This window comes from Rhizobium sp. S163, assembly GCF_030380805.1.
Lineage (GTDB): Bacteria > Pseudomonadota > Alphaproteobacteria > Rhizobiales > Rhizobiaceae > Rhizobium.
Genome location: NZ_JAUDSA010000035.1, coordinates 26,330 through 38,727, shown reverse-complemented (window position 1 = coordinate 38,727; position 12,398 = coordinate 26,330). Strand labels below are relative to the sequence as shown.

General features: G+C 60.4%; 12 protein-coding genes and 2 pseudogenes. 5 read left to right on the top strand and 9 right to left on the bottom strand.

The genetic code is table 11. The annotated features are described in order from the left end of the window. Nucleotides 1-24: 24 nt before the first annotated feature. The 4 genes from QTL96_RS24410 to QTL96_RS24395 all read left to right on the top strand — a co-directional run bounded on the left by QTL96_RS24410 (nt 25) and on the right by QTL96_RS24395 (nt 3,354). Complete coding sequence (locus tag QTL96_RS24410; protein WP_289729527.1) at nt 25-516, top strand: DUF305 domain-containing protein; 492 nt, start codon at nt 25-27, stop codon at nt 514-516. A 16-nt stretch (nt 517-532) separates the two neighbouring features. Next, nucleotides 533-1,990: a YncE family protein gene (locus tag QTL96_RS24405; RefSeq protein ID WP_289729526.1), complete on the top strand. Its 1,458-nt coding sequence runs from the start codon at nt 533-535 to the stop codon at nt 1,988-1,990. A 72-nt stretch (nt 1,991-2,062) separates the two neighbouring features. Then, nucleotides 2,063-2,590, top strand: a complete 528-nt coding sequence (locus tag QTL96_RS24400; protein WP_289729525.1) for an RNA polymerase sigma factor — start codon at nt 2,063-2,065, stop codon at nt 2,588-2,590. Beyond that, complete coding sequence (locus QTL96_RS24395; RefSeq protein ID WP_289729524.1) at nt 2,587-3,354, top strand: anti-sigma factor; 768 nt, start codon at nt 2,587-2,589, stop codon at nt 3,352-3,354. Before QTL96_RS24400 ends, QTL96_RS24395 begins: the two co-directional genes overlap by 4 nt. Nucleotides 3,355-3,640: 286 nt before the next feature. Here QTL96_RS24395 and QTL96_RS24390 read toward each other — a convergent pair whose 3' ends face one another. The 5 genes and pseudogenes from QTL96_RS24390 to QTL96_RS24375 form a co-directional block, all read right to left on the bottom strand. Further along, nucleotides 3,641-3,919 (bottom strand): hypothetical protein, encoded by a 279-nt coding sequence (locus QTL96_RS24390; protein WP_289729523.1) that lies wholly within the window; start codon nt 3,917-3,919, stop codon nt 3,641-3,643. A 28-nt stretch (nt 3,920-3,947) separates the two neighbouring features. Continuing rightward, nucleotides 3,948-4,034: pseudogene (locus tag QTL96_RS31300) on the bottom strand (MOSC domain-containing protein); the annotation flags it as partial. After that, nucleotides 4,034-5,044, bottom strand: coding sequence for a GlxA family transcriptional regulator (locus QTL96_RS24385; RefSeq protein WP_112941250.1), 1,011 nt, complete (start codon nt 5,042-5,044; stop codon nt 4,034-4,036). The gene QTL96_RS24385 and the pseudogene QTL96_RS31300, both read right to left, overlap by 1 nt. A 29-nt stretch (nt 5,045-5,073) precedes the next feature. Next, nucleotides 5,074-5,181 (bottom strand): annotated as a pseudogene (locus QTL96_RS24380) (hydroxyproline-2-epimerase); the annotation flags it as partial. Nucleotides 5,182-5,196: 15 nt separating this feature from the next. Beyond that, the gene (locus tag QTL96_RS24375) at nt 5,197-5,415 is read right to left on the bottom strand and encodes a hypothetical protein (protein ID WP_289729522.1); all 219 of its coding nucleotides are present in this window, start codon (nt 5,413-5,415) and stop codon (nt 5,197-5,199) included. Between the two features lie 117 nt (nt 5,416-5,532). Between QTL96_RS24375 and QTL96_RS24370 the strand changes: the two genes are divergently transcribed. After that, entirely contained in the window at nt 5,533-6,414 is an 882-nt protein-coding gene (locus QTL96_RS24370) for a LysR substrate-binding domain-containing protein (RefSeq protein WP_112941130.1), read from the top strand. Between the two features lie 901 nt (nt 6,415-7,315). On the opposite strand, the gene QTL96_RS24365 is transcribed toward QTL96_RS24370, so the two are convergent. The 4 genes from QTL96_RS24365 to QTL96_RS24350 all read right to left on the bottom strand — a co-directional run bounded on the left by QTL96_RS24365 (nt 7,316) and on the right by QTL96_RS24350 (nt 12,010). Further along, nucleotides 7,316-8,353 carry an AI-2E family transporter gene (locus QTL96_RS24365; RefSeq protein ID WP_289729521.1) on the bottom strand — a complete coding sequence of 346 codons (1,038 nt, stop codon included), beginning with the start codon at nt 8,351-8,353 and terminating at the stop codon, nt 7,316-7,318. Nucleotides 8,354-8,504: 151 nt separating this feature from the next. Continuing rightward, nucleotides 8,505-10,319 carry an SLC13 family permease gene (locus tag QTL96_RS24360; RefSeq protein ID WP_113008598.1) on the bottom strand — a complete coding sequence of 605 codons (1,815 nt, stop codon included), beginning with the start codon at nt 10,317-10,319 and terminating at the stop codon, nt 8,505-8,507. A gap of 57 nt (nt 10,320-10,376) precedes the next feature. Continuing rightward, nucleotides 10,377-10,898 carry a DUF1269 domain-containing protein gene (locus QTL96_RS24355; RefSeq protein ID WP_112941128.1) on the bottom strand — a complete coding sequence of 174 codons (522 nt, stop codon included), beginning with the start codon at nt 10,896-10,898 and terminating at the stop codon, nt 10,377-10,379. A 140-nt stretch (nt 10,899-11,038) separates the two neighbouring features. After that, entirely contained in the window at nt 11,039-12,010 is a 972-nt protein-coding gene (locus tag QTL96_RS24350) for an alpha/beta fold hydrolase (RefSeq protein ID WP_289729520.1), read from the bottom strand. Nucleotides 12,011-12,398: the final 388 nt, after the last annotated feature.

Below are 12,398 nucleotides of genomic sequence, written 5' to 3'. Positions count from 1 at the left end.
GATGTAGCAACAAGGAAGAAGCCGATGAACCTCTGGTCCTCCCGAAAGTCGATGGCTCTTGCGGCCACCATTCTGGCAACTGCGGGCGCCTGCGCTGCCTCCGCCCATGATCCCTCGCAGCACGATCATTCGGCGATGCAGATGGATGACTCCGGTCCTGAGGCGGCCTATCTCGCGGAAAACGACGCGGCCATGAACAAGATGATGGCGGACATGGAGGTCAAGCCATCAGGCGATGTCGATCGCGACTTCGTGGCGATGATGACGCCCCATCACCAGGGCGCCATCGAGATGGCGCTCGCCGTCCTCAAGTACGGCAAGAACGAACAGCTCAAGCGCATCGCGCAGGAGATTATTGTGGATCAACAGCAGGAGATCGCAGCGATGAAGCTTGCGATCGGCGATCCGCTCCCCCCATCCGAAGCGGCCCCAACCCAGGTCGCTCCGGAGACTACCCCCACCGGATCCGCGCCCAGCAAGACCATGCAGGGCATGGACCCCAACATGAAGATGTAACCCAGAGGTCCTCCCAATGAACATTCGTACATCTTTTGCCGCCAGCTTGCTGGCGGGCAGCATGCTATTGCCTTTTTCCGCCTTCGCCGGACAGGCGCCCTTCGCCGCCGCTGATCCGGACATTCCAGTCAGCAGCAAGGACCGCGTCTACGCCGCCGAGCAATTCTCCAACACCGTGTCGGTGACCGATCCCGCGACCAACAAGCTTCTCGGCGTCATCAAGCTCGGCGATCCCCAGCCCGGCAATCTCTCGCCGCTCTACAAGGGCCAGGTGCTGGTCCACGGCATGGGCTTTTCGCCCGACAAGAAGACGATCGCGGTGGTCTCGATCGGCTCGAACTCGGTGACCTTCATCGACACCGCGACGAACGCGGTGAAGCACACCACCTATGTCGGCCGCTCTCCGCACGAGGCATTCTATACGCCGGATGGCAAGGAAGTCTGGGTAACGGTCCGCGGCGAAGACTATATCTCCGTCATCAACGCCGCCACCTTCGAGGAGAAAACGCAGATCAAGGTGCCTGCAGGTCCCGGCATGCAGATCTTCTCGCCTGACGGCAAGTACGGCTACATCTGCTCGTCCTTCAATCCCGAGACCGTCGTCGTCACCGTCGCCGATCACCAGTTCGTCGGCCACGTGAAGCAGGCAAGCCCCTTCTGCCCGAACATCGCGGCATCGCCGGATGGAAAACAGGTCTGGTTCACGCTCAAGGACGTCGGCAAGACCCAGGTCTTCAATGCCCAGCCGCCTTTCGATCTGATCCAGACGATCGACACCGGCCCGATTACCAACCACGTCAACCTCGTCACCAACAAGAACGGCAGCTTCGCCTACATCACCGTCGGCGGCCTCAACGAGGTCAAGGTCTTCCGCACCGACAATTTCGAACAGGTCGCGACCATCCCCGTCGGCAAACTGCCACACGGTGTCTGGCCCTCCGGCGACGGCACGCGCGTCTATGTCGGCCTTGAAAACGCCGATGCGATGGCCGCAATCGATACGCTGACCAACAAGGTCATTGCGACGATCCCGATCGGCCAGGCGGCACAAGCCGTCAACTATGTGCCCAACGCCGTTCCTGAAGGCGACGGCATGCAGAACCTGCAGCCGCTCGGCACCGCAGGCGTCGCTGCTCATCTGACGCTGTCGGCAAAGGGCGACAAGGGCAAGACGGCACCGACGAGCGTCACGCTCTTCGACCAGGGGCTGACGCAGGTGTTGCAGGCATCGGTGACGGGACTGGAACCGAAGACGATGTATGTGCTGGCGCTGTCAGACAAGGCGGATGGCAGCGGCCCCCTTCAAGGCCTGTCCAACTTCATGACGAACCCGGCCGGTTCCGCGATCGTCAACGCAGTCGGCCCGATCCGACAGATCGTCGAATCCAAGCACAAGGACGAACGCAGGTATATCGTCGTTGCCTCATCGGTCGACGGCAAGCCCGGCAAGGTCCTGCAGGTGCAGGCCGATTGATGTGACCTGACTGGCACAAACCAGATGGTCCGCGGTTTGACTGCGGGCCATTCGCCCTCGAGGATTTGAGACATGGATGATCTGCTGACGCAGGTAGAGCCGATGATCCCGGCGCTGAGACGATACGCGCGCGGGCTGATCCGCGATCGCGAAACGGCTGACGATATCGTCCAGGATTGCCTTGAGCGGGTCGTCACGAACTGGGCGCACCGACGCGATGCCAATGCCCGCTCCTGGGTATTCGCCATCCTGCACAATCTCGCGGTCAACAGGATACGCCAGGAGGCCAGGCGCGCCGGTCTCGTCACGATCGACGAAATGCCGGAAGCGACCGCGGCGGTCGATGCCAGCCAGGACAGCACCTTGTTCGGCCAGGATGTCCTTGCGGCCATCGAGCGGTTGCCGCCGGACTATCGGAGCATCCTACTACTGGTCGCAGTCGAGGACCTGAGCTATGCCGAGGCAGCGACGGTGCTTAACGTGCCCGTTGGAACAGTGATGTCACGCCTGTCTCGCGCACGGGAGCAATTGAGACTTCTTCTTGAGACCAAACCAACGAGCGCCAAACCTGTTGGTCCATTTATCCGGAGGGTCAAATGACGAATAGACCGATCAACGAAGATGACCTTCAGGCTTTCGTCGACGGAGCCCTCGATGCAGAACGGCACCAGGAGGTGGCTGCCTTCCTTGGGACGAACCAGGATGCCGCGAAACGCGTCTCAGCCTATCAGCAGGGTTCTACGGCGCTCAGATCGGCTTTGGGTCCGATCGCTGCCGAGCCTATTCCAAGCCGGTTGAACCTCGCAAACATCATCGAGAAACAACGACCCGCGAAGCGAAGCCGAGTTGCCCCGATGGCTGCCGCTGCCGTCATCCTGTTGGCAATCGGCGCTTCAGGCGGCTGGCTGTTGAAGGGCTACAGTATGCCTCCGACGGAAGGCGTCGCGGCCTTGGCGCAGGAGGCGTCGGCGAGTTACAGCGCGTTTGCCGCTGATCGCCTGCGACCGGTCGAGGTGCGGGCAGACGGCGGCGACGATCTGAAAAACCTGGCGTCCGCGACAATCGGTGGTCCGGCCATCATCCCCGATCTCAGCAAGGCCGGCTACCGGCTCATGGGCGGTCGCGTCGTCCCAACGCCACATGGATCCGGCCTCATGCTGATGTACGACGACGACAGGGGGAACCGGCTGGTGATGCTGACCCGTCGCATGCAGGTCGACCAGGATAAGCCGATCGTCGCGAGCGACCAGCACGACATTCGTGGATGGAGCTGGGCCAGTAACGGGCTCGGCTATAGCCTCGTTGGCGCAATCGGCTCGAAATATCTTCACACGATTGCTGACGAGATCAGATCACAGATCTGAGGTGCGGCCGTCGATCATGCTAACCAGTGCGTAGTCGGATCAAGCGTGCAGAGCTGCAGTCAGCCACGCCGCGGCCCGATCGATTGCCAACGTCCTACGAGGCCTTATTGGCAAGACAACATTGTAACGGGCGCCGGATGGGAGCCTCGTGTCATCGAACGGAACAAGGGTTCCTCGAACCCGCAAATATCGGGTTCCGATTGAATAAGGATATTGGGCCGGAAACGGCGGCGATCGGGATTGCCGCTGGGATGCAACGTCTTCAGATGGTCCACCGAGGCGCTTGTCAGAGATGCAGCGGCGATACGTCATACCGATCGAGCGCGAACGCATCGCGCCGGCTCGCTTCCAGCGTGCGCTTATAGGGTCGCACGTCTGCATCGAAGCCTAAGAATTCGCTGAGGCTGGCGGCAAGGCCGGGGTCGTCGACGGATTGCCAATCGCATTCCGGCACAAGAATCTCGATGCCAGTGGCTGCAGTCCTCGACCTTATGAAGATAGCCTCGCCTACGTCTATCCCGCTCCGGATGCGCAACGATACCCGTTGCGCGATCGACCAGGGCATACCGGCGATCCCCGATCATCCCGGCGCTGGAGACTTCAACCTTGTCCACCTGTTCGCCTGTAACGGAACTGACGGGATAGCGCCAAAGCTCAGTAATGGCCCCAACTCGGTGCATCAGTTGGCTCCCGAAAGGGTGGAACGCAAGCATGACGGCGTCTGCCCGTATTCGCGTTTGAAAGAGCGGGTAAACTGCGAGGCTGTGTGAAAGCCGACATCCATGGCGATGTCGATCATCGGCAATTTTGTCTGCGCCAAAAGTACCTTGGCGCGCTCAAGCCGGACCTTTGCATAGGCTCGCGCCGGCGACATGCCCGCCTCTCTCTCAAAAATCCGTTCAAGCTGCCGGCGCGTAACGCCGACCGATGCTGCAAGTTGCGCGATCGGCATGTCACCGTCGAGATGCTGCTCCATCAGGATCATGACCGCTCTCAGGCGCGAATCTTTGTATTCCTCATAGAGCGGCCTTCGCGGCTGGACTTCCAGATGAGAGCGGGCCTTCTCGATCTGCAGCACCTCAAGCGCGTTTCGCTCCGCTTCGGGACTGATGTGGCGCCGGACGAGGGCTGCAGCCATATCGGCGGAACTGCTTCCTCCGGCGCAGGAGCCTCGACGTCTGTCGAGATTGAATATCCTGTCCGAGCGTACAGACAAGTCGGGAAACCGGTCCCGGAAAGCCTTTGCGTGAAGCCAGCTGACGCAGACGTCGTGGTTCTTCATCATGCCGGCCTCGGCAAGAATGAACGTGCCGGTGCAAACACCGAGCAATGGGATCTTCTTGGCATCTGCCAGCTTTAGAAAAGCCACTGTCTCACGGTCGACAGGCTCTTCCCTGTTGAGCAATCCGCCAACGACAACAATATAATCGAACCGGCTGGGATCTACGAAATCCGACGTCGGTGCGACTTGCACGCCGCAACTCGAAGTGATGAGGTGACGCGTACTTCCAAGCACCTGCCAGTCGGCTTTCACTCGTCCGGACCGGTCCTGCTCGTCGCTTGCAAGACGCAATGTGTCGACGAACATCGCAAGTGCAGACAGCGTGAACGATCGCGCGAGAACGAAGCCGACCTTGAGCCGGTTGTTGTGAGCCTGGCTATTCTTGTCGTCATGGAGGGACGGTGTCATCAGATCGATCTCACGCGTGCTGTTGTCGCTCATCGGATCTGGAAACCATGCGCGAGCGAATCGCGATCATCAACAAAAATCGTATTGTGGCCAATAACGCGTGCCCATGCGCCGATGCTGGAAAGCACGCCTCGAAAGTCCCAGATCACGCATCAATCATGAAGGAGCATGTCGCTGATCGACGCGCTGGCCTCATCGGTAATCAAGGTATCCAGATAACAGTCCACGGGTGCCGCCGCGGCCTGCTCGCTCGACGGCCCCGGTGTCGCACGCAGACCATGATCTGGAAGATGGCGCGCCGCAAACACGGCCAGCAAGAGCAGCAGCAGCCTTAAGATAAAGGCGCGCAGGATTTTTTCGGTCACGTTCATGGTGTTTCCTGGTTTTCCCAATGGCGTCCGAATAAAATGCGGAAGGCGACTTGGCACAATGTGGAAGATACAAGGGAAGCCTTCGTCAAATCCGAAGGGTCCTAGCCGGGAGGAAATATGCGCTTTGACATGACGGATCTTCGCCTGTTTCTCCATGTCGTGGAGGCGGCGAGCATCACTCAAGGATCCGAACGCTCAGGCATGGCCCTAGCGTCCGCAAGTGCGCGTATTCGTGGGATGGAGAACATGAGCGGAGTTCCGCTTCTTGACCGCAGCGCGCGTGGCGTGCGAGCGACGCAAGCAGGTGAGGCTGTCGCCCACCACGCCCGCATTGTGCTCGGGCAGATGGAGCAGATGCGGGGCGACCTCCAACTATTCGCGACCGGATTGCGCGGCCAGATCCGCCTGCTTTCGGGCCGCGCCGCAATGGCCCATCTGCCAGAAGCCCTTCGGCGCTTTCTTGTGGATCATCCGACGATAGACATAGATCTGGAGGAACGGCAGAGCCCTGACGTCGTTGCAGCCGTCGCTGGAGCTCTTGCCGATCTGGGCATCGCTGCTGATACGACCGACACCGGCTCGCTCGAGACCCGACCGTTCAAAACCGACAGACTCGTTCTGATCACTGCTTTCGACCATCCTCTGGCGCAACGAAAATCGGTAGCGTTCCGCGACGTGATCGACGAACCATTTATCGGCTTGCCTGCTGACAGCGCGTTGCAGGGGCATCTCGCGACCCATGCCGCCCGCGAAGGCCGGCAATTCAAGTTACGCATCCGCCTTCACAGCTTCGCAGATATTTGCGCGATGGTCGCAAGTGGGGTGGGGCTTGCGATCGTTCCAGATATCTACGCCAAGCGATATCAGGACGTGCTTCCACTTGGCGTGCTTACACTCACGGACGCTTGGGCGCTAAGACACCTTTTGGTCTGCTCGCGTAACTTCGCTGCCCTGCCCGTTCACGCGAGACACCTCGTAGAGCACCTGACGGCCGAATGACCCTTGAGGGACGCCGTGCGTGCGTAGGCCCGAATCCCTGCAGAAAGCTTGCAAAGCAACTGCGCAATTGGCTGAGTCCGCAAGCAGGCCTGGCACCATCAGTTAGATGCGGTCGAATAAACGATCCATTCCTTGGTCCACCGATGTCGAAGATCCCATTTACCCGCTTGTCGAGCGGATACGCTGCGCGAGCAAAGATCAAACTTGGCCTGTCCACCAGTAACAAGACTTGTCAAGGCTCAGTGCGCCGCAGCCTCAGACGGACGAGATTCGCCATTGGCTAGCAATGCTGTTAACGGTGGGGCGTTGCGGAATGAAGGCGCAGCGGCTCGTCGACTACGCGTCCTCCTCACGGCGAGCGTAAAATGGCGAAGATATTCTACGATCCATGTGAATGACCCTAGCCAGCCGTTCAGGTGCAACGGCGCAATACTCGGCAATTACACATTCCTTATGCGTAAATCGTCCAGCAGATGGGCGATGCGTCCCTAATATGGGTCATTGCCGTGACCACTCATTGACAAGACCTTAATTCCACAAATATCTCGCCGAACTTTTCATTGATGGAGTGGCAGGATGCGCCTGAATATATGGACTGCGTTTGCTTTGACCTGCGCTCTCGTGCTGACAGCGTCGCCTCCGGCTCCGGCTTATGCCGTGACTGTCAACATTCACGTCGGCTCTGATCTCAACTTCGGCCGCGCGATCAGCTGCAGGCAAGGGCAACAGCTCCTTCAGAACCGCGGGTTCCGCAATGTGCGCCGCGTCGATTGCAGGGGCAGAACATTCATTTATCACGCAAGGCGCGGCAGCAGCGATTTTGAGATCGCTCTCAGTGCTCACACCGGCCGCGTGATCCGCATGACCAGGCTTCGCCGATGACCATCCATTCAGCCTGACTTCATAGGAACTTGCCATCACGTTCGCTCGGCGCGCCGAGGATCTCCGCTATCCAGCGCGTCGCGGAAAAGCGTGTGCAGAAGGTAAGGATCGCGATCGTGATTGGGACGCCTATGAAAGCGCCGAACACGCCCCAGACGAACGACCAAGAAAACACCGAAAACAGCACCAGGAATGGCGACATCGCGAGCGCGTAACCTGCAACACGCGGCTCGATGTAACTTCCAATCACGAACTGTATGACGTTGAGCCCGACGAAGATGACGATCGCAGCTTCCGGCGAGCCGAATTGCGCCAGGGCGTAAGCGCTTGGCAGCAACGTTGCCACGAAAGGTCCCATAAACGGTATGTAGTTTAGCGTAAAAGCGATGACGCCCCATTCTGCGGCAAACCGCAGACCGAAGAGCGCGGAAAGCGCGCAGACCAACGTGCCGGTGGCTAGGCTCATTACGGTGCGCACGGCCATGTAGCGCCGCAGCTTGGCTGCCGTCTGCAACGCGCCGCCGATGATCGCATCGGCCTTCTCTTCGCTTAGAGCCTTTCGAATATTGCGCGCGACGGCCTCGGTATCGAGCAGCCCCAAGAGTACATAAACGACCACGACGACCCAGAAGGAGATCATCGTGTTCAAGCGAACGGTCACGCCTTGCAGTACGCGGAGCAGCGAACTGAAGTTGAAGTAGTCCGCCCAGACGCCGGCGATGACGATGCCGTGCCCGTCGAGCCATTGAACGAGATTGCCATAAAGCAACTGGAACCGAGCGGCATCGCTGACGACTGAGCGACCGATGCGCCCGAAACCCCAAGCGGATATCGACGCCAGGGCAATGAAGACGCAGACTATCACGGCGACCACCACCGCAAGCGCCAACAGCTTGGGGAGAGCCCGTTGCAGGCTCTGCTGGAGCGGCCAGGCCAGACCGATGATGAAAAGCGCGCCGGCAACGGGAGCGAAGACGCTGGCAGCCATTCGGAGAACGCACAAGACCGCTATCGCAGCAAGGATCGCCAGGAGAGTGATGACCGCTCGGCTATTCATCCAGTCGACATCCCCTCCGATTGCCTTCGAGCGACCATCCTCACAAATATCATTGGCCGGGCAATCGGTTGCCTGTCCCAAAAGCATGCCTGACGTCTCTAATCGGTATGACGGTGACCTGTTCGCGGTCGCCTGCTCCTGACATCGACACCTAGTTGAACGGCCATATCCGCGGGACCAGGAAGACGGCGACGATGAAGAACCACGCCATAAGCGGGGTGCCGAGTTTCCAGTAGTCGCCGAACCGATAGCCGCCCGCGCCCATCACCATCATGTTGGTCGTTGTCGCGATCGGCGTCATGAAGGATGCGGATCCGGCGATGCAGAGGCTCATCAGCACCGGGTGCGGCTGGATATGCATGGCGGAGGCCGCCGCCATTGCGATAGGAATGACCAGCATGGTCGTCGCCGTGTTGCTCATGACCTGCCCCAACACCGCCGTGAGCACGAAGAGACCTGCGACCAGAGCGCTCGGTCCGGCCGAGCCGAGCGCGGAGACCAGTTCGTCGGCGACGAACTTCGCCGTGCCGGATTGTATCATCGCCGTTGAGATCGGCATCATCGCGCCGATCAGGATAACCGTCGTCCAATGAACGGCGCGATAGGATTGCTCGACGGTGATCGCGCCGGAAGCAACAAGCACGCAGGCGCACAAAATGCCCGCGACGGCGGGTGGGACGATGTTCGATGCCAGCATGATGACAAGCCCGATCAACGTCGCAACGGCGACCTTGGCACCAGGCCCCATCGGCACGGCGTGGCGGCGAACGAGGTCAGGGGAATCGACGACGAGGACGTCGGGATCATCCAGGCGCATATCGAGCGCTTCCCAGCTTCCTTCGAGCAGGATCGTGTCGCCGGCCTTGAGCTCAGGCCTGGCATAGTCAATTTCCGCGCCGCCGCGATGCACCGCCAGGACGACGAGATCGCCGCTCTCGGTAGCCAAGCCGGGAAACATCGATTGACCGATCAGCTTGGATCGCGGCGGGATCATCACCTCGGCCAGGCCGGACCTGCGATTGAATGCGGTGCTGCCGCTGCCAGTCGGCGCATCCTCGCGGACAGCCAAATGGAGCCGTGCAGCAACCTCGGCGACAGCCTGGGCGGCGCCGCGCACGAGCAGGTAATCATCGGCAATCATGGCCCTGTCGCGCACCGGATAACCGGATGCGGTAGTCTGGACGGCCATCACCTGTATGTCGCTCGCAGCACCCAAGTCGATGTTGTCGGTGGGCATCCCAACCAGAGGCGAGTCTCGCCGTATGCGAAGTCGGAAAAGCCCGTCTTCAAGGCCGTAATGTTCGACCAGCGTCTGGGCGTGGCCGCTGAAATCGGCGGGGAGCCGTGCATTTGTCTGCCTGGGGAGCAGATACTTGCCCAACAGCAGGATAACGAAGACGGTTCCGGCGAGAAGCGGAACGCCGACAAGGGCGAATTCGGTAAAACCGAAGCCTTCAAGCCTGGCATCTTCAAGTGCCTCCGAAACCAGGAAATTCTTAGGCGCCCCGGTCAACAGCAGGTTTGCTCCGGCATGGGCGGAGAAGGCCAAGGGCATTAATAACTGCGCGGGCGATTGATTGAGCCGCACCGCCGCGAACACCGCGATGGGGATGAGAGCCGCCACGGCACCGCTGCCGCTCAGAAGCGACGTGAGACACCCAACCGCGATCATGAGAACGAACAGAAGCCGGCTACGGTTGTTCTGACCGGCCAGCGAGATGAGCGCTTGTCCGCACCACGCGGTGACACCGGTTCTCTCAAGCGCGGCACTGACGATGAAGAGGCTGGCGACGAAAAGAACGGCGCGATCGCCAAAGCCGGCCAATGCCTGATCCAGCGTCACGAGCCCTGTCGCCCATAGTGAAAGCGCCGCCGCGAAGGCGACGGCGATGACGGGCAGCCTGTTCCACGCAAAAAGAACGATCGTCGCGAGGATGATGCAGCAGGTCGTCTGGATCGGGGTCAAGAAAGACCTCCCCGTCTAGCGTGCCGGCATCGATGAAACCTCCCATGCATGGCGGCGTTACGAGGTTGCCGCTGGCGCCGTCTCCGCTTCTGCCTGCGCCGCGGACAGAGCTTCGCGCAAGGCGGCCTCCCTGGTCTCATCGAAGGACGTCTGCAGCAGTTCGCCGCCAATACCCTTGAGATCGGCCAGCACCTTATCAACAGTCATCTTGCGCACGAGCAGAAAGAGCCCCGCCGTGCCCGGCTGCAAGGCCGACGCGGCCTTCTTCATGAACTCGTCGTTGATGCCGACATCGCTGAGTTGGCCCGCAAGCGCACCGGAAGCAGCGCCCAGCGCGGTTCCAACCAACGGCATCAGAAAGATCGCCCCGATCAATGTTCCCCACAAGGCGCCCGAGGCAGCACCGCTTGCGGTGAGATTGACCATCTGATTGAGCTTGATCTGAGCCTTCTCGTTCTTCACGACGACAACCGCGTCTTCCAGTTCGATGAGATATTCCTGTTGAAGCGACAGGACCTTCTGCCGCACCTCTTCGGCCTTCGCTTCCGTTGGGAACCCGATGAAAATCAGATCGCTCATGCCCGCACCCTTTTGCTGAAAAGTCGACCTTTGGCGATACTCACGCACGCGCCGCACTTACGCTAGCAATTGCCGCGGCAATAATGATGCGCGGCGAATCCCAATATTGCGCCGGTCGTCCCATTTTTGGCTTGGGCGTCTCATTGGCTGGTCGCCATGTCGAAGATCAATATTGGCGCGGCAACCGCAAATGTCGCGGCGGCGCCGATAGCATCGACAGCCGTCGTGGGTCTCGCAACATCAGCGTCCGAGATTTGCTGCCCCTGCACCAGCCGATCGCCGATCAGCCGGACGGCCTCGGGGCTGGTGGCGAACAGCGCGTGATTGACCCGATCGCCCGAACTCAATGCGCTCAGATCCAGCACCGTAACACCCTGTAGATCCGAAAGGGCCTTGCGGTAATCTTCCTGTGAGGGGTCGATGCCGCCAAGACGGGCATCTCCACGCGCAATGAACCGCGACAGCCGAAGCGCCAAATCGTTGCGCGCGACGAAAATCGTAATCTTGGGCCGATTCGGCCCCATATCCTCCACCTGCCGGCGAAAGACGCCGACATCCAGATCCGGGGAAGCGAGGATGAGGCTTGAGACCTTGCTCGGCACACCGCCCCGCCGCAGAGCGACCTGCCTGATCGCCTCGACCGTGAGCCACGCGCCCATGGAATGGGCGAGCACCACCACCTCGTTGATCGACTGGCTGTCGATCGCGGCCTCAAGCAGATTTGCCAGATCCGATCGAGAGTAGGAGGCGTTATCAAGGTCGCGCTTGTAGTCGAGAAACCGCCCCCGCGACGGCCATGAAAACAGGATCGGGACAGCATCCGCATCTGAATCGTGCACGAGTTGCGCAAAGCGGAAAACCGCGCGGTCGAAAGTCGTGCTGTAGCCGTGCACGAAAACGAAGGCGCGCCGTTTGTGGACCCCTGGGGCACGAAACGCGGCGGCGACATCTTCGCGCTTGATCGGGGTTACGGATGTCGCGGCGAAGGTCCGCTCGGGATCGCCGGGAGAACGGCGCGGAAGTTCAAGCGTGCCGGCCTTTCGATTTGGAGGAACTGAAATCCCGATCCTGGTGTAAGACACCGATGTACCTCGCTCCCCGCCGTAGAGCACCGAGGGGTCCTCGACAGGCGCCCGTGTCGTCGCCGCGATGAGCGTGATCTGATCGGCTTCCTTTGCAGGGTGGGTTACGTTCAAAAGCCCCGCCTGCGGGCCGGCGCATGTCACGAGACATGCGGCGAGAGCCAATACCATGAACAGCCGCCGCCAGCGCATCGTTATCTCGGCACGTCAGGGCGGCGATGCGAGACCCTTTCGCCAACACACACGGTTACCATCGCAAGAACGCTCTCCAAGCCCTATCATGTTCACCTGCTTCTAGGCCCCGCACGGGGTCAATAGCTCCAGCCATGAAATCGATCGGACCCGGAATACTCCGGGACGCACAGCGTAGCTTCGGGACGCCCGGCTCATGACATCTAGTATCCCACGGCTCATCCTG